We start from the raw sequence: 26071 nt of genomic DNA, 5'->3' as shown, positions 1-26071 counted from the left end.
GTCAAGGAGTACAAGGCCGAGCTCATGCACCCGTACTACGCGGCCGAGCGCGGTCTGGTCGACGACGTCATCGACCCCGTCGAGACCCGCTCGGTACTGATCCGGTCGCTGGCGATGCTCGCGACCAAGCACGCGGACCTGCCGTCCCGCAAGCACGGCAACCCACCCCAGTAAGGCCATTCACCATGACCCAAGAGATGCGGCAGGCCCTGGATCCCACGACGGTACGGGTGACGCGTGGCCATCCCGATCCCGACGAGCTCGCGGCCCTGCTCGTGGGCCTCGCCCTGTATTCCGGCGGGGCCGACGACGGACCGACCTCCAAGAGCTCCTCTCGGCCCGCTCCGCACTGGACGGTTCCCGCCACATATCAGTCCCCGGCTTCCTGGACACGCCCTCGACTACGGAACACCGTTTTCTGACCTCCCACCCACGGAAACGTGCGGGGTGACTCGGAGCGATATTTAAAAACTTCTCCAAAAAACAGGCCGGATCCCTGTGAGGAACAGCCCGATGATATAAATGGAATTGCATCGGACCGATTACCGATGCAATAGCAGCATCCGGGGGAGATACGCATGGATCCGATCCGCATCCTGATCGCCGACGACCACACACTGTTGCGTAACGCTCTCGCCGAGCTCTTCCAGATCGAGGGAGGCCTCGAAGTGGTCGCGGTCGCCGGCGACGTTCCCGCGTTGCTGCACCTGGCGTCCGAGCACCAGCCGGACATCGTTCTGCTGGATATCGAGATGCCCGGCAACGAGGCCCCGCAGACGACAGTGCGCAAACTGCGGGACGTCTCGCCCGACGTGAAAATCGTCGTGCTTACGATGCATGATGACCCCACGCTGGTGCAGTCGCTGCTACCTCTGGGCATTCGCGGCTTTCTGCACAAGACAGTGACTCGTCAGACGTTGTCGGCGGCCGTGCGCGACGCGTGCACTCCGGGCAGCCCGGTGACGGTGTCGCTCTCCGAGGGCCGGCTCGCCGCGGGGGCCACTGCCCCCCACGGGCCGTTGTCGCCGCGCGAGACCGAGGTGATCGACCTCGCCGCACAGGGGCTCAGCAATTATCAGATCGCACGCCGCCTGGGCATCGCCGAAGGCACCGTGAAGCGCCATATGCGCAATATCTTCGACAAGTTCCAGGCGCGTTCACGCGTGGAGGCCGCCAATAAGGCGGTGGAGATCGGGCTGATAGCCCATCCCGTCCCTGTCACCAGCCGGCGCAGACATTCCCACGCCCTTGGCCTCGCCACCCCGTCCTAGACCGTGACGGGCCTCCACGTACGGCACTGAGCAGGCCACCATCCCCGTGTCCACGGGCGGCTTCCGGCCCGACAGCTCCCACAGGGCATCCCGGATGGCGGCGAGCTCGTCCCACAGACGTACGTACCCCACCGCGCCGCCCCCGGTGACGCTCATCATCTGCGGGCCGGCCAGTTTCACCGCTCTGCCGACTCCCCTGGGGCGGGCCAGGGCGTAGGCTTCCGCCGCTCGTCGGTGCCACAGCAGCTCGCTGCCGGCCACCATGTTTACGCCCAGCGGCACCAGCCACGCGCACTGCAACGTCACCGCCACGTGTCGCAGCCGCCCCCGCCGGCCCGCGAAGGCGGCGGTCTCCGGACCGCCGCCCGCCGAGCTCACGCCCTCCCAGCCGTCGAGCACCAGCATGTCCGCCCGGCTCAGCTCGGGGTGCGGCGCCCTCATCGGCCCGGCGCCTGAACGACGAGGCAGGACCAGGTGAACCCGGCACCGGCGCTGAAGACGAGCGCGGCCTCCCCCGGGCCGAGGGCGCGCGAATCCATCAGCTCGGCCAGTCCCGCCGCCGCGTCCCCGGCACCCAGGTGTCCGGTGGTCCGCCCATAGTCCAAAGGCTCGGCGTCCACGCAGTCGGCGAGGATCGGCAGCCAGAACTCCTGGAGGGTCTTCAGCCCGAAACGCGGCAGCACCGCATAACGCAGCCGGGGGTCACGAGGTCCGATCCCGGCATCGCGCAAAGCCTCGGCGACGATGGTGCGGATGGCGTTCTCGTTCGCCCGGATGAACCGCTCGTGCCCGTGTTCGTGCAGGTAGGCGCGCTTGGTGGCGCGCATGTCGACACGCGGACGCTGGGTGCGCGCGGCGGGGGCGAAGGGGTCCGCGCCCCGGTGCATGGATTCGAGCTCCGGAGCGGCCATGGTCACCACGGACCGCAGCCGCAGCGCGTCCTCGGGCGCGGCCGGAGCGCGCAGCAGCAGTGCCGTGCCGGCGTCGCCGTAAACAACTCCGTAATCACTGGTCCAGCGGTCGAATCCAGGCTCGGTGAATCGGTCGCCGGTGGTCACGGTTCCCCAGCGATATCCATCGGGAGAACGGTTCGCGTCGGCCGTGAGCCGGGCAACGGTGAGTTCCACTCCGGCGGCGCCGCCATTGCACACCTGCTGAATACCGACCGGCAGTGCGCGGTGAGCACCCAGTTCATGGGCGATGTAATGGGCTGGGGACCACAGATCGTGACCTTGGTAATACATCCAGGCATGCGCGCAGATGTCGAGATCCTTGGCTTCGATATCAGCCACACGCAATGCTGCGCGGGCCGCGTCGACCGCCATGCCGGGCGCCGATTCCGGGCCGGCCTCGGGGACCTCCGGGTGGCCCAGCTCTTTGGCCTGCCGGGCCCGCAGTCGCCCGTCGGCCACGGCCTCGGCCATCCGGGCACGGCCCTCAGGCAGCCACAGCGCGGCGGCCGCGATTCCCACCGGTTCCACCGGCTTCATGCTCCGCACCACCCTCCCGTACGTCTGGTCGCAAGCCCTTTGCGCACACCTTGACGGACGGGCATGAAAGGCCGGGCAAAGATTGTTGAAATTCCGCTCGATGTGCCTCCGAGGAACATCGCGGTGCCACTTTGGATGGGGTTGCCGTCGCCGGAGAATCGACGATTGGATTCGAGGCGTCAAGGAATTACAGCAAGACGGAGAGGAAGACCCCGATGAGCGACGCCGCCATTTCCGAGGAGTTGCGAGAGAAGATCCAGGGGATCGTCGCCGAGGTCCTGGAGGCGGATGCGGCCGAGCTTTCGGACGACACCAGCTTCGTGGACGACCTCGACGCCGACTCGCTGCTCGTGATCGAGATCTTCTCGCGCTTCGAGCGCGACCTGGGAATCAAAATCCCGCAGGAGGACCTCACCGAGCTCGACAACCTGCCCGCCGCCTACGCGCTGGTGGCGAAGTACATCCAGGGAGCGGTCGCCGCCTGATCCGGCCCCAGCGTACGGCGGACCCCGACCGCCCCGCGCCTGCGGTGGCACGCCCCCAGCCACCGCACAACACAACCCCCTGACCCGCGTTTACGCAGGTCAGGGGGTTGTTTTTGTGGAGCCTAGGGGAGTCGAACCCCTGACATCTGCCATGCAAAGACAGCGCTCTACCAACTGAGCTAAGGCCCCGTCGGGGACCAGACTACCCGGTGCCTGGAGTGTTTCCCGACCGGGTATCGCCGCGACCCACCACTCTCCGTAGGATGCACCGCAAGATTCGCTGCAGCGAAGCGAAGGGGAGAGCGAGATGGACGCAGCACAGCAGGAAGCCACCGCCCGCGCACGGGAGCTGCAGCGGAGCTGGTACGGGGAGCCGTTGGGGGCGCTCTTCCGCCGTCTCATCGACGACCTCGGCCTCAACCAGGCCCGTCTCGCCTCCGTTCTGGGCCTGTCGGCGCCCATGCTCTCCCAGCTGATGAGCGGTCAGCGCGCCAAGATCGGCAACCCGGCTGTGGTACAGCGGGTTCAGGCGCTGCAGGAGCTCTCCAGCCAGGTCGCCGACGGCAGCGTGAGCGCCGCCGAGGCCGCCGAGCGCATGGAGGAGGTCAAGAAGAGCTCGGGCGGCTCGGTCCTCAACTCCACTCAGACGACGGCCAGCAGCGGTGCGCCGACCGTGCGCCGGGTGGTGCGCGAGATCCAGTCGCTACTGCGGTCGGTCGCGGGCGCCGGCGACATCATCGACGCCGCCGGGACGCTCGCCCCGACTCATCCCGAACTGGCCGAGTTCCTCCGGGTGTACGGCGCCGGACGGACCGCCGAGGCCGTCGCGCACTACGAGGCGCATCAGAGCTGACCGTGCCGGGGCGGGAGGCGGTGCCGGGGGAAGCGGGGGCGACGCGAACGACATGGGTGAGGTCTTCGCTGGGCGGTACGAGCTGGTGGACCCGATCGGGCGGGGCGGGGCGGGAGCCGTCTGGCGGGCCTGGGACCAGCGGCGGCGGCGCTATGTGGCGGCGAAGGTGCTGCAGCAGAGCGACGCCCATACGCTCCTGAGGTTCGTCCGCGAGCAGGCGCTGCGCATCGACCACCCCCATGTGCTGGCACCGATGAGCTGGGCGGCGGACGACGACAAGGTGCTGTTCACCATGGAGATGGTGGGAGGCGGCTCGCTGGCCCATCTCATCGGTGACTACGGCCCGTTGCCGCCGGGTTTCGTGTGCGTACTCCTCGACCAGCTGCTCTCCGGGCTCACCGCGGTGCACGAGGAGGGGGTGGTGCACCGGGACATCAAACCGGCCAATCTCCTTTTGGAGGCGACCGGCACGGGGCGCCCGCATTTACGGCTCTCCGATTTCGGTATCGCCATGCGCAAGGGCGAGCCGCGGCTGACGGACACCAACTTCGTGATGGGCACGCCCGGTTACTTCGCGCCGGAGCAAATGCTGGGTGAGGAGCCGGACTTCCCCGCCGATCTCTTCGCCGTCGGCCTGGTCGCGCTCTATCTGCTCACCGGCCGGAAACCGGACGCCGAGGCACTGGTGGAGCTCTTCCGCGAGCAGGGCGTACCGAATGCCCCGGAGGAGGTGCCGCCGGCCCTGTGGGAGGTGGTCGCGAATCTGCTGCACCCCGACCCCTACGCCCGCTTCCGCACGGCCGCGGGGGCGCGCAAGGCCCTCGCGGCGGCCGTGGAGCTGCTGGACGAACCGCCCGAGGACGAGGAGCGGATCGAGGTCTTCGACCAGTTGGGGCCGCTGCCCCCGGGCTTCGGTCCCGACGGCCCGGAACGCCGGACGGCACCCCCGCCCGCGGCGAAGCCGGAACCGATTCCTCCGCAGAAGTCGCAGGCGCCGCAGGAGCCGCCGACCCCCGCGCCGCGAGCGTTACCGCTCGCCCCGCCCCCGCCGAACTATCCCCCCACGCGCCCCTACACGGCCCCGCTGCCCGTTCACCAGGCCCTGCCGCCCCTTCCCGCCGCCCTGCCGCCGGCGCCACCGGCAGGGGGCACGCGAAGGGCCTCGGGGCCGCCCGCGAAGGTGGTCGTCCCGGTGCTGGTCGTGGCGCTGCTGTGCCTCGCCGTGGGGGTGTGGGCGCTGGTCGTCAGCTGATCCGGCGGGGCCCGGCCGGTCCGCCCACGGGCTTCGCTTTCGCAATCATTTTATTTGCAAATGCAAGCAAAATGGACAGGGCCCCGACCGCCTCGGCGATCAGGGCCCCGCAACAGACTGTTGTGGCTCACACACCCGAACCTGCGGGCACGGAGTCGGTCGCCTCCGTCCACAGGTCCTGCTCGGCGCGATCCGCCTGGATCTGCCGGTACACGAGGAGCCCGCCGATGGCGGCCAGTGCGACCAGGAGCAGCTTCTTCACCGCGCGACCTCGTCTTTCCTTGACGTAAGGGGACCTCTCTGGTGGCCGATGATACACACCGGCCGATACCGATCGGTGACCTGTGTCCGGTCTCCGCCGGTGCCCGAACTGCCAAAAGCGATCGGCCCGGACGGAGAATTCCGTCCGGGCCGATCGTGCGAGTGGGGCTAACAGGACTTGAACCTGTGGCCTCTTCCTTATCAGGGAAGCGCTCTAACCGTCTGAGCTATAGCCCCGCGCGACACCGAAAGATTAGCGCACTTGGGGCCCAGTCCCAAAATCGTGTCCGGGCCCCGTGCGCACGAGCGCTACTCGTCCTCGGCGAGAGTGAGCTCGACACCGCCGACGAACCCGGCGGAGAGGTTGTAGACGAAGGCGCCCAGCGTGGCCAGGGCGGTCGCCAGCACCACGTCGATCACCGCGATGACCGAGGTGAACAGGAGGACGTGCGGAAGCGAGAGGAACGACTCCAGGTCGAAGCCGCCGCCCTCGGCGGAGGCCGTGGCGTCGCTGACCGTGCCGCCGACGGCGGAGAAGACGCCCATGGTGTCCATGACCAGCCACAGCACGGTCGCCGCGACGATCGTGCACACGCCCAGCGCCACCGACAGCAGGAAGCTGACCTTCATCACCGACCACGGGTCGGCCTTGGCCACACGCAGCCGCGCCTTGCGCGTACGCGGGGCCGTGACGGCCGTACGGGGCGCGGAGCGCTGCTCGGGGACCTCGCCCTTCCCGGCGGGCCCGGGAGCGGCCTGGCGGGGCGCGGGGACAGTTTTGCCGCTCTCCTTGGCTCCGCCCTTGGCGGGCTTCGCGGCGCGGGCGGCCTTGGCACCCTTGCCGGTGCCCTCGGCGGACTTCGCGGCGGAACCGGCGTCGGAACCGGAAGCGGAAGCAGAATCGGAAGCGGAACGCTCGGCCGGAGGCTCGTAGGCCTTCGGCGGGTGATACGGCTGCGGACCTCGGGTCGTCTCCGTCACGGTCTTCCCCCTGCCTGCGGGCACGGTCCCGCCACCCTTGGAGCCGGCGTCGTCCGCGGCGACGGCCTCGGCCACGACCTCGGCCTTCGCCCCGCTGTCGGCCTTGCCGGCCTTCTCGGCCTTCTCTGCCTTGTCAGCGCTGTCGGCCTTGCCGCTGGTCCCGGCGGCGCCGGTCTTCACGGCCTCGGCCTTGCCGGCGTCGTCGGGTTTCCCGGCGTCCGAGCCACGGGCACCGGCCTTGCCGGTGGCGGGCCGGGCGGGCTCCCGCCTCTTGGTACCCGCACCGCCGTCGGCGGTGCCCGTGGCTCGACTCACTCTTACTCCTCGGTGTCCTCGACCGGCGGCGCGACGCCCTCGGCCGCCTCGGACCCGTCACCCTCGGCCGCGTCGGTCAACTCCTCGACACCCTCAGCCTCGCGACCGGCCTCGGCGTTCCGGGCGATGCCCACGACGGCATCGCGCTTGCCCAGGTTGATCAGTTGGACGCCCATGGTGTCACGGCCCGTTTCCCTGACTTCGTTGACCCGGGTACGGATCACACCGCCGCTCAGCGTGATGGCGAGGATCTCGTCGGTCTCCTCGACCACCAGAGCACCGACGAGCGATCCGCGGTCCTCTACGATCTTGGCGGCCTTGATGCCGAGGCCGCCGCGACCCTGCACGCGGTACTCGTCGACGTTCGTCCGCTTCGCGTAGCCACCGTCGGTGGCGGTGAAGACGAACGTACCGGGACGGACCACATTCATCGAGAGCAGCTCGTCACCCTCGCGGAAGCTCATGCCCTTGACACCGGACGTGGCCCGGCCCATGGGACGCAGCGCCTCGTCCGTCGCGGTGAAGCGGATCGACTGGGCCTTCTTGCTGATCAGCAGCAGGTCGTCCTCGGCGGACACCAGCTCGGCACCGATCAGCTCGTCCTCCACACCGCCGTCGGTCTCGCGGAGGTTGATGGCGATGACACCGCCGGAGCGCGGCGAGTCGTAGTCCTTGAGCGGGGTCTTCTTCACCAGGCCGGACTTGGTGGCGAGCACCAGGTAGGGCGCCGCCTCGTAGTCGCGCACGGCGAGGATCTGGGCGATCTTCTCGTCCGGCTGGAAGGCCAGCAGGTTGGCCACGTGCTGGCCGCGCGCGTCCCGGCCGGCGTCCGGCAGCTCGTAGGCCTTGGCCCGGTAGACCCGGCCCTTGTTGGTGAAGAACAGCAGCCAGTGGTGCGTGGTGGAGACGAAGAAGTGGTCGACGATGTCGTCCTGCTTCAGCTTCGTGCCGCGTACGCCCTTGCCGCCGCGCTTCTGCGAGCGGTAGTCCTCGGTCTTGGTGCGCTTGACGTAGCCGCCGTTGGTGATGGTGACGACGATGTCCTCCTCGGCGATGAGGTCCTCGATGGACATGTCACCGTCGAAGGGGATCAGCTTGGAGCGCCGGTCGTCGCCGAACTTCTCGACGATCGCCGTCAGCTCCTCGCTGATGATCATGCGCTGCCGCTCGGGCGAGGCGAGGATGGCGTTGTACTCGTTGATCTTCGCCTGCAGCTCGTCGTGCTCGGCGGTGATCTTCTGGTGCTCCAGGGCCGCCAGGCGGCGCAGCTGCATCTCGAGGATGGCGTTGGCCTGGATCTCGTCGATCCGCAGCAGGCCCATCAGGCCCTCGCGGGCGGTCTCGACGGTGTCGCTGCGCCGGATCAGCGCGATGACCTCGTCGATGGCGTCGAGCGCCTTGAGCAGACCGCGCAGGATGTGGGCGCGCTCCTCGGCCTTGCGCAGCCGGAAGCGGGTGCGCCGGATGATGACCTCGACCTGGTGCGTCACCCAGTTGCGGATGAAGGCGTCCAGCGACAGGGTGCGCGGCACGCCGTCCACCAGCGCCAGCATGTTGGCGCCGAAGTTGGTCTGCAGGTCGGTGTGCTTGTAGAGGTTGTTGAGGACGACCTTGGCGACCGCGTCCCGCTTGAGGACGATCACCAGGCGCTGGCCGGTGCGCGAGGAGGTCTCGTCGCGGACGTCGGCGATGCCGCCGATCCGGCCGTCCTTGACCAGGTCGGCGATCTTCTGCGCGAGGTTGTCCGGGTTGACCTGGTAGGGCAGCTCGGTGACCACCAGGCACTGGCGGTTCTGGATCTCCTCGACCTCGACCACCGCGCGCATGGTGATCGAGCCGCGGCCGGTGCGGTAGGCCTCCTCGATGCCCTTGCGGCCCACCACGAGGGCGCCGGTCGGGAAGTCGGGGCCCTTGATCCGCTCCATCAGCGCCTCGAGGAGCTCCTCGGGGCCGGCCTCCGGGTTGGCCAGGTACCACTGGGCACCCTCGGCCACCTCGCGCAGGTTGTGCGGGGGGATGTTGGTGGCCATGCCGACCGCGATGCCCGCCGAGCCGTTGATCAGCAGGTTGGGGATGCGGGCCGGCAGGACCGTCGGCTCCTGGTTGCGGCCGTCGTAGTTGTCCTGGAAGTCGACGGTCTCCTCGTCGATGTCCCGGAGCATCTCCATGGACAGCGGCATCATCTTGCACTCGGTGTACCGCATGGCGGCGGCCGGGTCGTTGCCCGGGGAACCGAAGTTGCCGTTGGAGTCCACCAGCGGCATGCGCATCGACCACGGCTGGGCCAGGCGCACCAGGGCGTCGTAGATGGAGGCGTCACCGTGCGGGTGGTACGTACCCATGACGTCGCCGACGACGCGGGCGCACTTGTAGAAGCCCTTCTCGGGGCGGTAGCCGCCGTCGTACATCGCGTAGAGCACGCGGCGGTGCACCGGCTTGAGGCCGTCCCGCACGTCGGGGAGCGCACGCGAGACGATGACGCTCATCGCGTAGTCGAGGTACGAGCGCTGCATCTCGGTCTCGAGCCCGACGGGCTCGACACGCATGCCCACGCCCTCCAGCGGCGCGGCGGCGCCCTCGGGCGTCACCTCGGGCACGGGAGCGGTGGGAGTCTCAGGGGTCTCGTCGGCCATTGCTGTTCAAAGTCCTTTCGCGCTGCGGCTGTGTCTCGTTGGGCCGACAGGGCTCAGATGTCGAGGAAGCGGACGTCCTTGGCGTTGCGCTGGATGAAGGAGCGCCGGGCCTCGACGTCCTCGCCCATGAGCACCGAGAACAGGTCGTCCGCCTGCGCGGCGTCGTCCAGGGTGACCTGGCCGAGCACGCGGTGGTCGACGTCCATCGTGGTGACGCGCAGCTCCTCGGCGTTCATCTCGCCGAGACCCTTGAAGCGCTGGACGGAGTCGTCCTTGATCCGCTTGCCGTTCTCCCGGCCGAGCTGGATCAGCGCGTCGCGCTCGCGGTCGGAGTAGGCGTACTCGATCTCGTCGCGACCCCACTTGATCTTGTAGAGCGGGGGACGGGAGAGGTAGACGTGCCCGGCCTCGACCAGCGGCCGCATAAAGCGGAAGAGGAAGGTGAGCAGCAGGGTGTTGATGTGCTGGCCGTCGACGTCGGCGTCCGCCATCAGGATGATCTTGTGATAGCGGAGCTTCGAGATGTCGAAGTCCTCGTGCACACCGGTGCCGAAGGCCGAGATCAGCGCCTGGACCTCGGTGTTCTGCAGGATCTTGTCGACCCGCGCCTTCTCGACGTTGAGGATCTTGCCTCGGATCGGGAGGATCGCCTGGTACTGCGGGTTGCGGCCGGACTTGGCCGAGCCGCCGGCGGAGTCACCCTCGACGATGAAGATCTCGCACTTGGTCGGGTCGTTCGACTGGCAGTCGCTGAGCTTGCCCGGCAGCGAGGCGGTCTCCAGCAGGCCCTTGCGGCGGGTCAGGTCGCGCGCCTTGCGGGCGGCAACGCGGGCCGTGGCGGCCTGGATGCCCTTGCGGATGATGTCCGCGGCCTCGTTGGGGTTGCGGTCCAGCCAGTCCGTGAGGTGCTCGTGGACGACCTTCTGGACGAAGGTCTTGGCCTCGGTGTTGCCCAGCTTGGTCTTCGTCTGGCCCTCGAACTGCGGCTCGCCGAGCTTGACGGAGATGATCGCGGTCAGACCCTCGCGGATGTCCTCGCCCGTGAGGTTGTCGTCCTTCTCGCGGAGCAGCTTCTTGTCGCGGGCGTAACGGTTGATCAGACCCGTCAGCGCGGCGCGGAAGCCCTCCTCGTGGGTACCGCCCTCGTGGGTGTGGATGGTGTTGGCGAAGCTGTACACGCCCTCGCTGTACTGGCTGTTCCACTGCATCGCGATCTCGACCGAGAGCATGCGCTCCTTGTCCTCGGCGTCGACGTCGATGACGGTCGGGTGGATCAGCTCGCCCTTGCGCGAGTTGAGGTACTTCACGAAGTCGACGATGCCGCCCTCGTAGTGGTACCCCACCGTGAGCGCCTTGCCCTCCTCGTCGACGTGGTCGGCGCGGAGGTCCGTCAGCGAGATGCGCAGGCCCTTGTTGAGGAAGGCCATCTCCTGGAAGCGCCGCGAGAGCGTCTCGAAGGAGTACTCGGTGGTCTCGAAGATGTCGCCGTCGGCCCAGAAGGTGACCGAGGTGCCCGTCTCGTCGGTCGCCTCGTTCTTCTGCAGGGGGGCCGTGGGGACGCCCAGCTTGTAGTCCTGCGTCCAGCGGTAGCCGTCGGTCTTGACCTCGACCGCGACGCGCGTCGACAGGGCGTTGACGACCGAGACGCCGACGCCGTGCAGACCACCGGAGACCGCGTAGCCGCCGCCGCCGAACTTTCCGCCCGCGTGCAGCACGGTCAGCACGACCTCGACAGCCGGCTTCCCCTCGGAGGGGACGATGCCCACCGGGATGCCGCGGCCGTTGTCGACGACGCGCACACCGCCGTCGGGCAGGATCGTCACATCGATGGTGTCCGCGTGGCCGGCCAGCGCCTCGTCGACGGAGTTGTCGACGACCTCGTACACGAGGTGGTGCAGACCGCGCTCACCGGTGGATCCGATGTACATGCCGGGCCGCTTGCGGACGGCGTCCAGCCCCTCCAGCACGGTGATCGCGCTGGCGTCGTACGACGCCGTCTCACCGCCCGCGGCGGTCGGAGAGGGGATGGTGTTCTCGTTGGGGTTGCCGGAATCGGCCACGAAGCGCCCTTTCTGGCACAGCACAGGCCCACCCTGCTGCGGCGGGGGTGTCCGGGGCAGGCAGGAGCGGCTGCGTCGTTCAGCGTGTATCGACGAGTCCCGCGATTCCGGCGGGATTACTACACAGTGTACCGGGGGCGCTGACATGAATGGGGGTTTGGCGGTGCCTGAGTCCTCATGTGCCGCCCTGAACCGGCATCAGCCGACTCCCTATATGGGGACCGGGGCTCCAAGAGGCTCACAGCGGCACTCAGCGCTTCGGGCTGTCAACCGCCCGCTACCGTGAGCGGAGTCTCAGCCGTGGGCGGGCGTCACTGGCTTCACCGCGGTGCCACCCCGCTGCCACCGCGGGCCGGCTCCCGGGGCGTGATCACCCGTAGGTGTCGCCCGGACCCCTGCTCCCGGGGGCGCGCAGCGGCCCGTAGCGGCGCGCGGGCCCGCCCGGCCCCTGCACCTTGATCATTTTTACGGTGCCCTGGCCCAGGTCGTCGTTGAGCCGGGCCACCAGCTGGGGCGCCAGCAGCCGCAGCTGCGTCGCCCACGCCGTCGAGTCGCACTGCACGGTCAGCACCCGGGCGTCCTCGTCGTACCGCTGCGGCTCGCAGTGCAGCGCCACCTCCGGGCCCACCATCTGGGGCCAGCGGCCCATCACCCCGCCGACCGCGGCGGGCGTCTCCCAGCCCCGCTCGGTGATCAGCCGGTTGATCGCGGCGCCGAGCGGCAGCGGATCGCGCCCGTCGGCGCGAGCGCCGGAGCGCAGGCCCCCGCGGCGCGCCTGCTTCTTCTGCTGCGCGGCGTTGCCCCTCGCCCGCGCCTGTTCCTTGGCGGCCCGCAGCGCCACCCGCGCCAGATCCACACCGGACGGCTCGGGGGCCTTGGCCGGCTTCCGGGGATCGGAATGCTCGGGGTGCGCGCTCATGCCCGTTCGACCCTGCCCTCGGCGACCGCGTACCGCACGCCCGTCAGCACCCCCGGCACGTCGTCGTCCACGGCCGCCGTCACCAGCACCTGCTCACCCGGCGCGACCATCTCCGCCAGCCGTTCCCGGCGGCGGGCGTCCAGCTCGGCGAAGACGTCGTCCAGGACGAGCACCGGTTCGTTGCCCTCCGAGCGCAGCAGCTCGTACGAGGCCAGGCGCAGCGCCAGCGCGTACGACCAGGACTCGCCGTGGCTGGCGTAGCCCTTGGCGGGCAGGCGGCCGAGCTTGAGCAGCAGCTCGTCGCGGTGCGGGCCGACCAGCGTCACGCCGCGCTCGATCTCCTGCTTGCGGGCCTCGCCGAGGGCGGCGAGCAGGGCCTCGTACAGCTCCTCGCGGGTGTGGGCGCCCTCGATGCCGGCGGGTCCGCGGTACTCGAAGGAGACCGGCCCGCCGCCGGGGGCGAGCTGCTCGTACGCCTTGTCGGCCAGCGGCCGCAGGGTGGTGATCAGATCCAGCCGCCGGTCCAGCAGTTCCGCGCCGGCGCGCGCCAGGTGCTGGTCCCAGATGTCGAGCGTGGACAGGTCCATGCCCCGGCCGCCGTGCCGGCGGGCCATGGCGGCGGACTTCAGAAGGGTGTTGCGCTGCTTGAGCACCCGCTCGTAGTCCGAGCGCACGCCCGCCATGCGCGGGGCGCGGGCGGTGATCAGCTCGTCCAGGAAGCGGCGGCGCTCCCCGGGGTCGCCCTTGACCAGGGCGAGGTCCTCGGGGGCGAACAGGACGGTGCGGACTATGCCGAGCACGTCACGCGGCCGCACCTGGGAGGAACGATTGATCCGCGCCCGGTTGGCCCGGCCGGGGTTGAGCTCCAGCTCGATCAGCTGCTGCCGTTCGCCCTGGACGACGGCGGCGCGCACGACCGCGCGGTCGGCCCCCATGCGCACCAGCGGCGCGTCGGAGGAGACCCGGTGGCTGCCGAGGGTCGCCAGATAGCCGACCGCCTCGACGAGGTTGGTCTTGCCCTGACCGTTGGGGCCCACGAAAGCCGTGACGCCCGGGTCGAGGGGGACCTCGGCCCGGACGTACGAGCGGAAGTCGGCCAGCGACAGATGCGAGACATGCATGGTTGTGCGCCGACCTCCCCCGGCTGCTACCTGCTGGTGGGGTTACCTGCTGGGGTTACTTGCTCTCGACCGCGTGGCCACCGAACTGGTTGCGGAGCGCGGCGATCATCTTCATCTGCGGGGAGTCCTCCTGGCGCGAGGCGAAGCGCGCGAAGAGGGACGCCGTGATCGCGGGGAGCGGCACGGCGTTGTCGATGGCGGCCTCGACCGTCCAGCGGCCCTCGCCGGAGTCGGCGGCGAAACCGCGCAGGCGGTCCAGGTGCTCGTCCTCGTCCAGGGCGTTGACGGCCAGGTCGAGCAGCCAGGAGCGGATGACTGTGCCCTCCTGCCAGGAGCGGAAGACCTCGCGCACGTCGGTGACGGAGTCGACCTTCTCCAGCAGCTCCCAGCCCTCGGCGTAGGCCTGCATCATGGCGTACTCGATGCCGTTGTGGACCATCTTGGCGAAGTGGCCCGCGCCGACCTTGCCGGCGTGGACGGAGCCGAAGTCGCCCTCGGGCTTAAGCGCGTCGAAGACCGGCTGGACCTTCGCCACGTTCGCGGCGTCGCCGCCGTACATCAGGGCGTAGCCGTTCTCCAGGCCCCAGACGCCACCGGAGACACCGCAGTCGACGAAGCCGATGCCCTTGGCGGCGAGCTCCTCGGCGTGCTTCTCGTCGTCGGTCCAGCGGGAGTTGCCGCCGTCGACGACGACATCACCGGGCGACAGCAGCTCGGCCAGCTCGTCGATGGTGGACTGGGTCGCGGCACCGGCCGGCACCATGACCCACACGACGCGCGGACCCTGCAGGGAATCCACAAGCTCCTTGAGGCTGTGGACATCCGCCAGGTCGCGGTTGCGGTCGTATCCGATGACGGTGTGGCCTGCGCGGCGGATGCGCTCACGCATGTTGCCGCCCATCTTGCCGAGACCGACGAGACCGAGCTCCATCAGTGATCCTTCGTGCCGTAGTCGTGCGATGCGTACCGGAGGTACCTGTTCCGAGCCTACGCCCGAGGGTCGGTGCACAGCTGTGGGCTGGGGCGCTCATCAGGTGAGAGCGCCCCAGCGGAGCCCGAGGGGTCTCAGCCGGAGAGACGCACCGGCATGCTGCGCCCTTGCGAGGGACGACCCTCGCGCTCCCGGCCGGGCCGGGGCACCCGCACCGTAGAGCGTCAGCCGGAGAGACGCACCGGCATGATCAGGTACTTGTACGCGTCGTCCGCCTCGGCGTCCACGGCCGGCTTGCCGCTGAGCAGCGCGGGCTTGGTGGACGTGGTGAAGGACAGCTGGGCGACCGGCGAGTCGATCGCGGACAGGCCCTCGAGGAGGAAGCCCGGGTTGAACGCGATCGAGATGTCGTCGCCCTCGAGCTGGGCGTCGACCCTTTCCACAGCCTGTGCATCGTCGCTGGAACCGGCCTCGAGGATCAGCACGCCCTGCTCGAAGCTGAGGCGGACCGGGGTGTTGCGCTCGGCGACGAGCGCCACGCGCTTGACGGCCTCGACGAACGGGGCGGTCTCGATCACGGCGACGGAGTTGAACTCGGTCGGGAAGAGCGTGCGGTACTTCGGCAGGTCGCCCTCGAGCAGGCGGGTGGTCGTACGGCGGCCCGCGCCCTCGAAGCCGATCAGGCCCTCGCCGGCGCCCGAGCCGCTCAGGGCGAGCGAGACGGTCTCGCCGCCGCTGAGGGACTTCGCGGTGTCCAGCAGCGTCTTGGCGGGCACCAGGGCGACGGCGGAGGTGTCCGGCGTCTCCGGCTTCCACATGAACTCGCGGACGGCGAAGCGGTAGCGGTCGGTGGAGGCCAGGGTGACGGTGTCGCCCTCGATCTCGATCCGCACACCGGTGAGCACCGGCAGGGTGTCGTCACGGCCGGCCGCGATGGCGACCTGGGCGACGGCGGAGGCGAAGACCTCGCCCGGGACGGTGCCCGTGGCGGTCGGCATCTGGGGCAGCGCCGGGTATTCCTCCACAGGCAGTGTGTGGAGTGTGAATCGCGAGGAGCCGCAGACGACGGTGACGCGCACGCCGTCGGTGGAGATCTCCACAGGCCTGTTGGGAAGTGCGCGGCAGATGTCGGCGAGCAGGCGGCCGGAGACGAGGACGGTGCCGTCCTCCTCCACATCGGCCTCGACCGAGACCCGGGCCGAGACCTCGTAGTCGAAGCCGGACAGGCTCAGTGAGCCCTCCTCTGCCTTCAGCAGCAGGCCCGCGAGGACCGGCACCGGCGGACGGGCCGGAAGGCTGCGGGCCGCCCAGGCCACTGCCTCCGCGAGTACATCGCGCTCCACCCGGATCTTCACCGGAACCGCCTCCTGCTTGTTGCTGGCTCGCCCTGCTGGCTTCTTCGTCGGCTGAGTCGCCGGGGACCAGTCTGACGCACGCCGCTGACAGTCGGGGCGGGTGGCGGTCAAATCGAGATGCGGGGCGTGGCGCGGCCCGAGGTCGCTTCATCCACAGCACCCACTTCGAAACGAGTTCCCCGCTACATCTCTGTGGTCGTAGTAGTAGGGGCTGTGGATACCGTGGATAACTGCCTTTGCCCAGGTCAGCACGGATTTTTTGTCCACCGGCCCTGTGGGTGGCGGCGGTGGATAACCGGGGGGTTCTGTGGACCACGGAAAGTTCTGCACAACCGGTGCACAGGCAGGGCCCACTTCTCCCCAGGCCTGTCCCCAGGTTTACCCACGTTGCCCACAGCCCAACCCGGCAGCTTGGTGTGATGCCTTTCACTCGGTGCGGTGAGCTCGGGCGTTTCGTTGCCGAACAGTGGACAGGCATGTGGAAAGACTGTGTATAACACCGGCCCGCCTGTGGGTGGCCGGTGGACAACGTCCGGGGCCGCTGTGGGCCGCTCGGCTGTCCACAGCTTGTGGAATCCCGTCAGCCACAAATCCACACCCCCCTGACCTCGCCTGATGGCATATCAACAGCCTGGTCTGTGGACAGATTCGGGATAACTTCGCCCTCCCCAGGGTGTGGACAGGGCCGAGCGGTGAAAACTGTGGAGAACCGGCAGGTCAGAGGCACTATTCGAACAGACCGCTGAGCGCTGTGGACGGGCCGGCGGCCCGGGAAGGGCTCCGGAAGGGGTCCTGGAGCGGTCCCGGACCGCTCCAGGAAGGGTCCGGAACGGCCTCGGGAACGGCGAAGGGCGCCCCGGGATACGTCCCGGAGCGCCCTCCGACAGCCCTCGTGGGGCTTGTGAGCCGTTCTCGTCAGCTGGTCTCGTCAGCCGTTCTTGATGCGGTTCGTCAGCTCGGTCACCTGGTTGTAGATCGAGCGCCGCTCGGCCATCAGCGCGCGGATCTTGCGGTCCGCGTGCATCACGGTCGTGTGGTCGCGGCCGCCGAACTGCGCGCCGATCTTCGGCAGCGAGAGGTCCGTGAGCTCCCGGCACAGGTACATCGCGATCTGCCGGGCCGTCACCAGCACCCGGCTGCGCGAGGCCCCGCACAGGTCCTCCACGGTGTGCCCGAAGTAGTCGGCGGTCGCCGCCATGATGGCGGGCGCCGTGATCTCCGGGGAGGCGTCCTCGCCGCCGGGGATGAGGTCCTTCAGGACGATCTCGGTCAGGCCCAGGTCCACCGGCTGCCGGTTGAGGCTGGCGAAGGCCGTCACCCGGATCAGGGCGCCCTCCAGCTCGCGGATGTTGCGCGAGATGCGGGAGGCGATGAACTCCAGGACCTCCGGCGGAGCGTTGAGCTGCTCCTGCACCGCCTTCTTCCGCAGGATCGCGATGCGCGTCTCGAGCTCTGGCGGCTGCACGTCCGTGATCAGGCCCCACTCGAAGCGGTTGCGGAGCCGGTCCTCCAGGGTCACCAGCTGCTTGGGCGGCCGGTCCGAGGAGAGCACGATCTGCTTGTTGGCGTTGTGCAGCGTGTTGAAGGTGTGGAAGAACTCCTCCTGCGTCGACTCCTTGCTCGCCAGGAACTGGATGTCGTCGACCAGCAGGATGTCCATGTCGCGGTAGCGCTTGCGGAACGCGTCCGCCTTGCCGTCGCGGATGGAGTTGATGAACTCGTTGGTGAACTCCTCGGAGCTCACGTAGCGCACCCGCGTGCCCGGGTAGAGGCTGCGCGCGTAGTGCCCGATGGCGTGCAGCAGGTGCGTCTTGCCCAGGCCCGACTCGCCGTAGATGAACAGTGGGTTGTACGCCTTGGCCGGTGCCTCGGCGACCGCGACGGCGGCCGCGTGGGCGAAGCGGTTGGACGCCCCGATGACGAAGGTGTCGAAGAGGTACTTGGGGTTCAGCCGTGCCGTCGGCTCGCCGGATCCCGTCGTGGACGAGCCGGATCCGGAGCCGGACGGCGAGGTGGAACGGTCCGGGAGCGGGCCGGGGCCGCCGGCCGCCGAGCCGCCGCGGACGGGGCTGTCGGGCAGCTCCCGGCGCTGCTGCTCGTACGAGGGGCGCTCGGGGCGCTCCGGGGAGCGGTAGTCCGGCTGCTGCGGCTCGTACTGGGAGGGCGAGGCGTAGGGGTCGCGGTCGCTCTCGGTGAACGAACCGAGGCGCGGCTGCTGCCAGCCGTAGTCGCCGCGCTCGGGCGCGGACGGGCCGGAGGGGGCCGAGGCCCGCGGCCAGGCGCCGGGCTCGGGGCGCGACTGCTGGTAGTCGGGGTAGGCGGGGCGGACGGACGGCAGGTCGTCGCCGCCGGGGCGGCCGCCGTAGCCCTCACGACCGTCGTAGCCGCCGTGGTCCCCGTATCCCTCGTAGGTGTCCCTGCCACCCTGTCCCGGCCCGTGCTGGAGCGGCTGGCGGGTCTCCTGGGGCTGCGGGGCCGGGGGCTCACCCGCGGAGTCGTCGACGGTGATCGCGATCCGGATGGGGCGGCCGCACTCGCGGCTGAGGGTCTCGCTGACGATCGGGGCCAGCCGGCCCTCGAGCACGCCCTTGGCGAACTCGTTCGGCACCGCCAGCAGGGCGGTGTCGGCCACCAGCGCCAGGGGCTGGCAGCGCTTGATCCAGTGCTCGTCCTTGGTCTCCACGCCCTGGCCCCGCCCCTCACCGAGGAGCTGTTCGAGCACGCGCGGCCACACTGCGGCAAGATCGGCGGGCAGGTCAGCCACAGGGCACGCTCTCTCAGTCACGGGTCACGGGGGGTGTCCCGGAGTCCCACGAATGTGTGGTTCTCGGGACGGGCGGGAAGGATTCGGAGTTCAGTCACGGTAGTCAGGCCGAGGTGCGTGGTTCAAGTCGTTGTCCACAGGGTGTGTACAAATGTGCCATGCCGTGGCGTGTGGCGTCGTCCGTCCCCTGAGGAAGCTACGGTGTATGCCTGGTGCACTGCCGGTTTGACCGGATGGCGTAACCGCGCGTACCGTGACCAGGTCGAGTTGTCGATGGCTGCTGCCGCCTGCCTCCGATGGGCAAAGATCACGATCTTATCGGTTCGTGATTATGAAGCGGTGCACTTGGGCGTATTGCGAGCTCCTCGCGGGCGCACGGTGACAGCCAGGCGATGTCCCGCCATCAATTCATTTCTGGAGTCCCCGAGTGAGCAAGCGCACCTTCCAGCCGAACAACCGCCGCCGCGCGAAGACCCACGGCTTCCGCCTGCGCATGCGCACCCGTGCCGGCCGCGCGATCCTCGCGTCCCGCCGTGGCAAGGGTCGCGCCCGCCTGTCGGCCTGACCAGCCTGACGTCAAGGTCCATGACGTGCTGCCTTCCGAGTCTCGGCTGAGGCGGCGCGAGGACTTCGCGACCGCGGTTCGCCGAGGACGCAGGGCCGGCCGCCCGCTCCTCGTCGTCCACCTTCGCAGCGGTACAACGGACCCGCACACACCTGGGGAGAGCGCTCCCCCGGTGCGTGCGGGTTTCGTCGTGAGCAAGGCCGTGGGCGGCGCCGTCGTCCGCAACCTGGTCAAGCGACGACTGCGCCACCTGATGCGCGACCGGCTGGATCTGCTGCCCGCCGGTAGCCTGGTGGTGGTGCGAGCGCTGTCAGGCGCGGGCGAGGCGGACCACGACCAGCTGGCCCGCGACCTCGATACCGCACTGCAGCGGCTGCTGGGAGGGGCGCCGCGAAGCAATCCCCCGGGGGGTGACCCCCGGAGCCCCGGTCACCCGGGAGGGAGCGCACAGTGAAGTACCCGCTGCTCTGGTTGATCAAGCTCTACCAGTGGACCATCAGCCCCCTGCTGGGGCCGGTCTGCAAGTACTACCCGTCGTGCTCGCACTACGGGTACACGGCCATTGATGTGCATGGCGCGGTCAAAGGAACGGTGCTGACGGCCTGGCGCATCCTGCGCTGCAACCCGTGGTCGCTCGGTGGCGTCGATCACGTCCCTCCCCGGAAGCGTCCGGTCTGGCACCAGCGGCTGAGGAGCCGACTGGCCAGGAACCCCGCCGAGGGGCCCGCCGCACAGCCCGAGACTCAGCCCAACGCCCAAGGAGCCTGATTCGTGGACACGATCCTCGGTCCTCTTTACTACGCTGTTTCCTGGATCATCGTCCAGTTCCACTCGTTCTTCGGCCTGGTCTTCGACAAGGACAGTGGCTGGGCGTGGGGTCTGTCCATCGTCTCGCTGGTGGTCCTGATCCGTATCTGCCTGATCCCGCTCTTCGTGAAGCAGATCAAGGCCACGCGGAACATGCAGGCGCTCCAGCCGAAGATGAAGGCGATCCAGGAGCGCTACAAGAGCGACAAGCAGCGCCAGTCCGAAGAGATGATGAAGCTCTACAAGGAGTCGGGCACCAACCCGCTCTCGAGCTGCCTCCCGATTCTGGCCCAGTCGCCCTTCTTCATCGCCCTCTACCAGGTGCTCAACAAGATCGCCGGTGGTCATGAGGTCGGTGTCCTGGACCAGGGGCTGGTCAACAGCGCCCGGAGCGCCCACATCTTCGGTGCCCCGATCGCGTCGAAGTTCATGGACAGCGCGAGCAAGGTCGAGTCGCTCGGCGCCACGCTGACCGATGTCCGTGTGGTCACGGTCATCATGATCGTTCTGATGTCGCTGTCGCAGTTCTACACGCAGCGCCAGCTGATGACGAAGAACGTCGACCTCACGGTGAAGACGCCGTTCATGCAGCAGCAGAAGATGCTGATGTACGTCTTCCCGATCATGTTCGCCGTCTTCGGCATCAACTTCCCGGTCGGTGTCCTGGTCTACTGGCTGACCACCAACGTGTGGACCCTGGGCCAGCAGATGTTCGTCATCCGTCGCAACCCCACTCCGGGCAGCCTCGCCTTCCAGCAGCGCCAGGACCGCCTGCGGGCCAAGGGCAAGCTCAAGGAGGACCCGGCGGAGATCGAGGCCCGGAAGGCCGCCGATGCCGCCCGTGCCGCCCGCCAGCAGCCCAAGCGTCAGACCAAGGCCAAGCGCCAGGTCACGGGCGCGGACCGGCCCCAGGCGCGGTCCACTGCGAGCTCCGGCAAGAAGACCACCCTGGAGAAGGACCAGCCCGAGCAGTCCGCCGCTGACAAGAAGCAGTCCGGCGGCTCCGCCCGCGGCGCCAAGTCCGGACAGCGCAAGGGCGGCCCGCAGCGGCCCAAGCACCCCTCGAAGAAGTGATGAAGGAGTCCACCGTGACGGAGACGCAGCGCCAGAACGCCGCTGAGGGCACCGACACCCTTTCCCGCCTGGAGCAGGAGGGCGAGATCGCGGCCGACTACCTCGAGGGGCTGCTGGACATCGCCGACCTCGACGGCGACATCGACATGGACGTCGAGGCCGACCGCGCCTCGGTGTCGATCATCAGCGACTCCACCAGCCGCGACCTGCAGAAGCTGGTGGGCCGCGACGGTGAGGTGCTGGAGGCCCTCCAGGAGCTGACCCGGCTCGCCGTGAACCGGGAGACCGGCGACCGCAGCCGTCTCATGCTCGACATCGCCGGCTTCCGCGCCCGCAAGCGCGAGCAGCTGGCCGGCCTGGGCGCCGAGGCGGCCCAGGAGGCCAAGAGCACCGGTCAGCCGGTCCGGCTCGACCCGATGACCCCCTTCGAGCGCAAGGTCGTCCACGACGCTGTGGCGGCCGCGGGCCTGCGCAGCGAGTCCGAGGGCGAGGAGCCCCAGCGCCGCGTGGTCGTCCTCCCCGCCTGACCTGTCCCACTTCCAGGTGTGCACGGCCCCGTCTGCTCGCAGGCGGGGCCGATCCTTGTCAGCCTGATCCTTCAGACCCTTCAGACCCAGACGACGCTTGTATGGAAGGACGGTTCCCCGTGGAAGAGGCAGCGGAGCTCCCCCCGGCCCCCGAGGCGGCTCGGGCGGTATTCGGTGACCGCTTTCCGGAGGCCGTCCGCTACGCGGAGCTGCTCGCGGACGCGGGCGTCAAGCGCGGCCTGATCGGCCCCCGCGAGGTCCCCCGGCTGTGGGAGCGGCACCTGCTGAACTGTGCGGTGCTCTCGGAGGCCGTGCCGGACGGCGTCTCGGTGTGCGACGTCGGCTCGGGCGCCGGCCTGCCGGGTATCCCGCTGGCCCTGGTCCGCCCCGATCTGCAGATCACGCTGCTGGAGCCGCTGCTGCGCCGCACCACGTTCCTCCAGGAGGTCGTGGAGCTGCTGGGCCTGGACCACGTCACCGTCGTCCGGGGACGGGCCGAGGAGATGCTGGGCAAGGTCGAGCCGGTGCATGTGGTCACCGCGCGCGCCGTGGCCCCGCTGGACCGGCTGGCGGGCTGGGGCGTTCCGCTGCTGCGTCCCTACGGCGAGATGCTCGCCCTCAAGGGCGACACCGCGGAGGAGGAGCTGAAGGGTGCCCGCGCGGCGCTCAGCAAGCTCGGGGTGGTGCGGACGTCGGTGCTGCACGTGGGTGAGGGCGTGGTGGATCCGCTCTCCACGGTCGTCCGCGTGGAGGTCGGGGAGAGCCCCGGTGGGGTGCGCTTCGCGGCCAAGCGGGCGAAGGCGGCCCGGGTGAGCCGGTCACGCCGCCGCCGCTGACGGCACTTGGTCCGTTCGCCAACGGGCTCTGCTCCATACAAGCTGGCAAAACTACACATTACGGAGTGTCGCGACCAGGTGGCGGCGCGTGCCATGCATCGTGTTTCACGTGAAACATCGCTCCCTGCTGCATGGAATCATCGGCCGCACCCGTGCGGCCGCCGCGCCGCGTGACCGTCGACCGGTCGAGGAAGTGGGTTCATCCACAGGCCCACGGGATTCATCCACAGGAGAACGGGCCTCGCTGGTTCACGACCCCGAAAGCATGGCAGGCTCTGCCTATTGCGAGCCTGATGTCGAGGAGAGTGAATCCTTGCGGTCCGACGCCAATATCGCGGGGCCGATGACCGACCCGGTCCCCGGCCCCCGCCCCTCCGACTCCGAACCTGTGGCTGTTCCCGGTCAGCTGCCCGCGGGTGAGGTGGTTTCACGTGAAACGCCGCCCCCGATGCCCCGGCCGGAGCAGACCCGGGTGATGGTGGTCGCCAACCAGAAGGGCGGGGTCGGCAAGACCACGACCACCGTGAATCTGGCGGCCTCGCTGGCTCTGCACGGCAATCGGGTGCTGGTCATCGACCTCGACCCGCAGGGCAATGCCTCGACGGCTCTGGGCATCGACCACCATGCCGAAGTGCCGTCCATCTATGACGTGCTGGTGGACAACAAGCAGCTCTCCGACGTGGTGCAGCCGGTGGTGGATGTGGAGGGCCTGTTCTGCGCCCCCGCCACGATCGACCTGGCCGGTGCGGAGATCGAGCTGGTATCGCTGGTGGCCCGTGAGAGCCGGCTGGACCGGGCGATCAAGGCCTATGAGCAGCCCCTGGACTACATCCTCATCGACTGCCCTCCCTCGCTCGGCCTGCTGACCGTGAACGCTCTGGTCGCCGGCGCGGAGGTGCTGATCCCCATCCAGTGCGAGTACTACGCGCTGGAGGGGCTCGGCCAGCTGCTTCGCAATGTGGAGCTGGTGCGGGGGCACCTGAACCCCAAGCTCCATGTGTCGACGATTCTGCTGACGATGTACGACGGCCGGACGAGGCTCGCATCCCAGGTGGCCGAGGAAGTGCGCAGCCACTTCGGCCAGGAGGTGCTGCGGACCAGCATTCCGCGCTCGGTCCGTATCTCAGAGGCGCCCAGCTATGGGCAGACAGTTCTGACCTATGACCCGGGTTCCAGTGGGGCGCTGTCCTATCTGGAAGCGGCCCGGGAGATCGCACTGCGGGGGGTCGGTGTGCACTACGACGGCAGCAGGGCTCACACGGTGGGCCGTCAACAACAGCAAGACCAGCACAGCATGTCGGAGGGGCTTCAGTGAGTGAGCGACGCAGAGGACTGGGCCGGGGGCTCGGTGCGCTGATCCCGCCTGCACCGAAGGGAGCGGAGCAGAGCGGGCCGGCCGTAGGGACCGGCGCCACGTCTCCGTCCGCGGTGCCGGTGCTGACGGCGGAGCGGGGGGTGGCGGCCGCGAAGGTGACCGCGCTTCCCACGGACGAGATCGCCGTTTCCCGTGAAACCGTCTCGCGCGAGACGGGGTCGCTCGACTCGGGCGCTGTTTCACGTGAAACGGGTGGCATGACGCAGGGGGATGCCGGTCAGTCGTCCCTGGGCACGGCGGCCGGGGCGCACTTCGCCGAGCTGCCTCTGGACTCGATCACGCCCAACCCCCGGCAGCCCCGTGAGGTGTTCGACGAGGACGCTCTTGCCGAACTGGTCACCTCCATCCGCGAGGTGGGGCTGCTGCAGCCGGTGGTGGTCCGGCAGCTGGCGCCCGAGCGCTATGAGCTCATCATGGGCGAGCGGAGGTGGCGGGCCTGCCGGGAGGCCGGGCTGGAGAAGATTCCCGCCATCATCCGGGCGACCGACGACGAGAAGCTTCTGCTGGACGCGCTGCTGGAGAACCTGCACCGGGCCCAGCTGAACCCGCTGGAAGAGGCCGCGGCCTACGACCAGTTGCTGAAGGACTTCAGCTGCACTCATGACGAGCTGGCCGACCGCATCGGTCGCTCCCGTCCCCAGGTCTCCAATACCCTGCGGCTGCTGAAGCTGTCGCCGGCCGTCCAGAAGCGGGTCGCCGCCGGTGTGCTCTCGGCCGGACATGCCCGCGCTCTGCTGTCCGTCGCCGACTCGGAGGAGCAGGACCAGCTGGCCCGGCGCATTGTGGCCGAGGGGCTTTCGGTGCGTTCGGTGGAGGAGATCGTGACCCTGATGGGGTCGCGGTCCAAGAGCTCGGGCAAAGCCAAGGGGCCCCGGGCCGGCGGACGGGTCTCTCCGGCGCTGACCGACCTGGCCTCGCGGCTGTCGGACCGCTTCGAGACCCGGGTGAAGGTGGACCTCGGACAGAAGAAGGGAAAGATCGTCGTCGAGTTCGCCTCGATGGACGATCTGGAGCGGATCCTCGGCACGCTCGCCCCGGGCGAGGGGCGGGTTCTGGAGCAGAGGCTTTCCGGCACCGATGAGGAGGACGCCGAGGGCTAGCCCTTCGGCGACGCTCGCCTGGGGCGGGTTGTGTTTCACGTGGAACCTTTATGGTTCCCCGGAACACAACCCGCCCTTTGCCTTGTCGAGCTATCGACTCAAACGACGTCCGGATACGATGCGTTGAGGTATGGCACATCCACGTTGGACACAGTTCACGGAGGGGCGGGGCCATGCGAACGGTGAGTCGGACCGGACTGGTGGCAGCGGGCCTGGGCCTGGGAGCGGTCGGCGGATTTGTCGGCAGTCTCCTCAAGGAGCGCAGCGCGCTGAGTGCCGCCCGGAGCATGGCACGCGACGGAAGTGAGGAACTGACTGCATGGGGCGTCGGCTCGTACCGCTCACTCTGGACAACCTCCCGGATCTCCCCAAGCGCTGCCGCGCCTGTGTCTTCTGGGAGTTGGACCCTGTCAGCGGCGAAGCCGCGCTGAGAGCCGGCCGCCCCGAGCTGGAGAAGGAAGCCTGGATCTCCGCCGTACTGCTGGAGTGGGGTTCCTGCGGCCGTGTCGTCTATGTCGATGAAGCACCGGTCGGCTTCGTTCTCTATGCACCCCCGGCGTATGTGCCGCGATCGACGGCCTTTCCCACCAGTCCGGTCGCCGCGGATGCCGTGCAGCTGATGACCGCCTGGCTGACGCCGGCGTACCAGGGGCAGGGGCTGGGCCGGGCGATGGTGCAGACGGTGGCCAAGGACGTACTCCGCAGGGGCTTCAAAGCGATCGAGGCCTTCGGCGACGCCCGCTGGAAGGAACCGGCCTGCGTGCTGCCCGCTGACCATCTCCTCGCGGTCGGCTTCAAGACCGTCCGGCCGCATCCGCGCTACCCCAGGATGCGCCTGGAGCTTCGGACGGCGCTCTCCTGGAAGGAGGACGTCGAGCTGGCCCTCGACCGGCTCCTCGGGGCCGTGCAGAAGGAGCCGGCGCTCAGGCCGCTGTAGTCACCGGCTGCCTCTGGATGTGGAAACGGGTCGGGGGGGGGGGGGGGTGGGGGGGGACCCCCCCCCCCCCCCCCCCCCCCGGTAGTGAAAGCGGGGGGTGGAAGAACCCCCCACCCCCCCCACAAAACCCATGGGGTGGGGGCCGCCCAAGTGTGGGAC

25 protein-coding genes and 2 tRNA genes are annotated in these 26071 nt (G+C 69.2%); 15 read left to right on the top strand and 12 right to left on the bottom strand.

Annotated features, from left to right (window positions below):
* The 3 genes from ACIG36_RS21605 to ACIG36_RS21595 all read left to right on the top strand — a co-directional run.
* The coding region (locus ACIG36_RS21605) for a carboxyl transferase domain-containing protein (RefSeq protein WP_399930123.1) at positions 1–174 on the top strand (174 nt) is incomplete at its 5' end.
* Between the two features lie 11 nt (positions 175–185).
* Positions 186–422, top strand: a complete 237-nt coding sequence (locus tag ACIG36_RS21600) for an acyl-CoA carboxylase epsilon subunit (RefSeq protein WP_399930057.1) — start codon at positions 186–188, stop codon at positions 420–422.
* Positions 423–578: 156 nt separating this feature from the next.
* Positions 579–1271, top strand: a complete 693-nt coding sequence (locus ACIG36_RS21595; RefSeq protein ID WP_399930054.1) for a response regulator — start codon at positions 579–581, stop codon at positions 1269–1271.
* Positions 1272–1708: 437 nt separating this feature from the next.
* Here ACIG36_RS21595 and ACIG36_RS21590 read toward each other — a convergent pair whose 3' ends face one another.
* A complete protein-coding gene (locus ACIG36_RS21590) occupies positions 1709–2761 on the bottom strand; it encodes a ketoacyl-ACP synthase III family protein (RefSeq protein ID WP_399930052.1) in 1053 nt (350 codons plus the stop codon).
* A 215-nt stretch (positions 2762–2976) separates the two neighbouring features.
* On the opposite strand from ACIG36_RS21590, the gene ACIG36_RS21585 reads away from it, so the two are divergent.
* Entirely contained in the window at positions 2977–3246 is a 270-nt protein-coding gene (locus ACIG36_RS21585; protein ID WP_399930049.1) for an acyl carrier protein, read from the top strand.
* 116 nt (positions 3247–3362) lie between these two features.
* Here the strand turns inward: ACIG36_RS21585 and ACIG36_RS21580 are convergent.
* Positions 3363–3435: transfer RNA gene (locus ACIG36_RS21580), tRNA-Ala, on the bottom strand.
* Positions 3436–3553: 118 nt separating this feature from the next.
* Here ACIG36_RS21580 and ACIG36_RS21575 point away from each other — a divergent pair.
* Both ACIG36_RS21575 and ACIG36_RS21570 read left to right on the top strand, forming a co-directional pair.
* Positions 3554–4099, top strand: coding sequence for a DNA-binding protein (locus ACIG36_RS21575; RefSeq protein WP_086568698.1), 546 nt, complete (start codon positions 3554–3556; stop codon positions 4097–4099).
* Between the two features lie 52 nt (positions 4100–4151).
* The gene (locus tag ACIG36_RS21570) at positions 4152–5351 is read left to right on the top strand and encodes a serine/threonine-protein kinase (RefSeq protein ID WP_399930046.1); all 1200 of its coding nucleotides are present in this window, start codon (positions 4152–4154) and stop codon (positions 5349–5351) included.
* Between the two features lie 127 nt (positions 5352–5478).
* Here the strand turns inward: ACIG36_RS21570 and ACIG36_RS21565 are convergent, their stop codons facing one another.
* From ACIG36_RS21565 to dnaA, 10 genes are all read right to left on the bottom strand, one after another.
* Positions 5479–5613, bottom strand: coding sequence for a DLW-39 family protein (locus ACIG36_RS21565; protein WP_003958712.1), 135 nt, complete (start codon positions 5611–5613; stop codon positions 5479–5481).
* Between the two features lie 162 nt (positions 5614–5775).
* Positions 5776–5849, bottom strand: a tRNA-Ile gene (locus ACIG36_RS21560).
* A gap of 72 nt (positions 5850–5921) precedes the next feature.
* Entirely contained in the window at positions 5922–6593 is a 672-nt protein-coding gene (locus ACIG36_RS21555; protein WP_399930121.1) for a DUF3566 domain-containing protein, read from the bottom strand.
* 317 nt (positions 6594–6910) lie between these two features.
* Positions 6911–9541 carry a DNA gyrase subunit A gene (gene gyrA, locus ACIG36_RS21550; RefSeq protein WP_399930043.1) on the bottom strand — a complete coding sequence of 877 codons (2631 nt, stop codon included), beginning with the start codon at positions 9539–9541 and terminating at the stop codon, positions 6911–6913.
* A gap of 53 nt (positions 9542–9594) precedes the next feature.
* Entirely contained in the window at positions 9595–11625 is a 2031-nt protein-coding gene (gyrB, locus tag ACIG36_RS21545; RefSeq protein ID WP_399930040.1) for a DNA topoisomerase (ATP-hydrolyzing) subunit B, read from the bottom strand.
* 346 nt (positions 11626–11971) lie between these two features.
* Positions 11972–12520 (bottom strand): DUF721 domain-containing protein, encoded by a 549-nt coding sequence (locus ACIG36_RS21540; RefSeq protein ID WP_399930037.1) that lies wholly within the window; start codon positions 12518–12520, stop codon positions 11972–11974.
* Positions 12517–13641 carry a DNA replication/repair protein RecF gene (gene recF / locus ACIG36_RS21535; protein WP_399930034.1) on the bottom strand — a complete coding sequence of 375 codons (1125 nt, stop codon included), beginning with the start codon at positions 13639–13641 and terminating at the stop codon, positions 12517–12519. Before recF ends, ACIG36_RS21540 begins: the two co-directional genes overlap by 4 nt.
* A 55-nt stretch (positions 13642–13696) precedes the next feature.
* The gene (gnd, locus tag ACIG36_RS21530; RefSeq protein WP_399930032.1) at positions 13697–14572 is read right to left on the bottom strand and encodes a phosphogluconate dehydrogenase (NAD(+)-dependent, decarboxylating); all 876 of its coding nucleotides are present in this window, start codon (positions 14570–14572) and stop codon (positions 13697–13699) included.
* A 224-nt stretch (positions 14573–14796) separates the two neighbouring features.
* Positions 14797–15927 (bottom strand): DNA polymerase III subunit beta, encoded by a 1131-nt coding sequence (dnaN, locus tag ACIG36_RS21525; protein ID WP_399930029.1) that lies wholly within the window; start codon positions 15925–15927, stop codon positions 14797–14799.
* A gap of 928 nt (positions 15928–16855) precedes the next feature.
* On the bottom strand, positions 16856–18691 hold the full coding sequence (gene dnaA, locus ACIG36_RS21520; protein WP_399930026.1) for a chromosomal replication initiator protein DnaA: 1836 nt from the start codon (positions 18689–18691) through the stop codon (positions 16856–16858).
* Between the two features lie 427 nt (positions 18692–19118).
* On the opposite strand from dnaA, the gene rpmH reads away from it, so the two are divergent.
* From rpmH to ACIG36_RS21475, 9 genes are all read left to right on the top strand, one after another.
* Positions 19119–19256, top strand: coding sequence for a 50S ribosomal protein L34 (gene rpmH / locus ACIG36_RS21515; RefSeq protein ID WP_003949374.1), 138 nt, complete (start codon positions 19119–19121; stop codon positions 19254–19256).
* Between the two features lie 25 nt (positions 19257–19281).
* On the top strand, positions 19282–19710 hold the full coding sequence (gene rnpA / locus ACIG36_RS21510; RefSeq protein WP_399930023.1) for a ribonuclease P protein component: 429 nt from the start codon (positions 19282–19284) through the stop codon (positions 19708–19710).
* Positions 19707–20024 (top strand): membrane protein insertion efficiency factor YidD, encoded by a 318-nt coding sequence (yidD, locus tag ACIG36_RS21505; RefSeq protein WP_399930020.1) that lies wholly within the window; start codon positions 19707–19709, stop codon positions 20022–20024. Before rnpA ends, yidD begins: the two co-directional genes overlap by 4 nt.
* 3 nt (positions 20025–20027) lie before the next feature.
* Entirely contained in the window at positions 20028–21137 is a 1110-nt protein-coding gene (gene yidC / locus ACIG36_RS21500; protein WP_399930017.1) for a membrane protein insertase YidC, read from the top strand.
* Positions 21137–21664, top strand: coding sequence for a protein jag (locus tag ACIG36_RS21495; protein ID WP_399930014.1), 528 nt, complete (start codon positions 21137–21139; stop codon positions 21662–21664). The genes yidC and ACIG36_RS21495 overlap by 1 nt, the downstream gene beginning before the upstream one ends.
* A gap of 119 nt (positions 21665–21783) precedes the next feature.
* Positions 21784–22500, top strand: a complete 717-nt coding sequence (gene rsmG, locus ACIG36_RS21490; protein ID WP_399930012.1) for a 16S rRNA (guanine(527)-N(7))-methyltransferase RsmG — start codon at positions 21784–21786, stop codon at positions 22498–22500.
* Positions 22501–22765: 265 nt separating this feature from the next.
* On the top strand, positions 22766–23815 hold the full coding sequence (locus ACIG36_RS21485; RefSeq protein ID WP_399930119.1) for a ParA family protein: 1050 nt from the start codon (positions 22766–22768) through the stop codon (positions 23813–23815).
* Positions 23812–24975: a ParB/RepB/Spo0J family partition protein gene (locus ACIG36_RS21480; protein WP_399930009.1), complete on the top strand. Its 1164-nt coding sequence runs from the start codon at positions 23812–23814 to the stop codon at positions 24973–24975. Before ACIG36_RS21485 ends, ACIG36_RS21480 begins: the two co-directional genes overlap by 4 nt.
* 319 nt (positions 24976–25294) lie before the next feature.
* Positions 25295–25912: a GNAT family N-acetyltransferase gene (locus ACIG36_RS21475; protein ID WP_399930006.1), complete on the top strand. Its 618-nt coding sequence runs from the start codon at positions 25295–25297 to the stop codon at positions 25910–25912.
* Positions 25913–26071 lie beyond the last annotated feature (159 nt).

The sequence above is a fragment of the Streptomyces sp. NPDC053048 genome, assembly GCF_044547045.1.
Lineage (GTDB): Bacteria > Actinomycetota > Actinomycetes > Streptomycetales > Streptomycetaceae > Streptomyces.
This window is presented reverse-complemented; position numbering and strand designations above follow the sequence as displayed.

Bases quoted from the DNA above. Each gene is read 5' to 3' on its own strand.
- ACIG36_RS21600 (WP_399930057.1), top strand. From the start codon at position 186: ATGACCCAAGAGATGCGGCAGGCCCTGGATCCCACGACGGTACGGGTG.
- ACIG36_RS21595 (WP_399930054.1), top strand. From the start codon at position 579: ATGGATCCGATCCGCATCCTGATCGCCGACGACCACACACTGTTGCGT.
- ACIG36_RS21590 (WP_399930052.1), bottom strand. From the start codon at position 2,761: ATGAAGCCGGTGGAACCGGTGGGAATCGCGGCCGCCGCGCTGTGGCTG.
- ACIG36_RS21585 (WP_399930049.1), top strand. From the start codon at position 2,977: ATGAGCGACGCCGCCATTTCCGAGGAGTTGCGAGAGAAGATCCAGGGG.
- ACIG36_RS21575 (WP_086568698.1), top strand. From the start codon at position 3,554: ATGGACGCAGCACAGCAGGAAGCCACCGCCCGCGCACGGGAGCTGCAG.
- ACIG36_RS21570 (WP_399930046.1), top strand. From the start codon at position 4,152: ATGGGTGAGGTCTTCGCTGGGCGGTACGAGCTGGTGGACCCGATCGGG.
- gyrA (WP_399930043.1), bottom strand. From the start codon at position 9,541: ATGGCCGACGAGACCCCTGAGACTCCCACCGCTCCCGTGCCCGAGGTG.
- ACIG36_RS21540 (WP_399930037.1), bottom strand. From the start codon at position 12,520: ATGAGCGCGCACCCCGAGCATTCCGATCCCCGGAAGCCGGCCAAGGCC.
- recF (WP_399930034.1), bottom strand. From the start codon at position 13,641: ATGCATGTCTCGCATCTGTCGCTGGCCGACTTCCGCTCGTACGTCCGG.
- gnd (WP_399930032.1), bottom strand. From the start codon at position 14,572: ATGGAGCTCGGTCTCGTCGGTCTCGGCAAGATGGGCGGCAACATGCGT.
- ACIG36_RS21495 (WP_399930014.1), top strand. From the start codon at position 21,137: ATGAAGGAGTCCACCGTGACGGAGACGCAGCGCCAGAACGCCGCTGAG.
- ACIG36_RS21485 (WP_399930119.1), top strand. From the start codon at position 22,766: ATGGCAGGCTCTGCCTATTGCGAGCCTGATGTCGAGGAGAGTGAATCC.
- ACIG36_RS21475 (WP_399930006.1), top strand. From the start codon at position 25,295: ATGGGGCGTCGGCTCGTACCGCTCACTCTGGACAACCTCCCGGATCTC.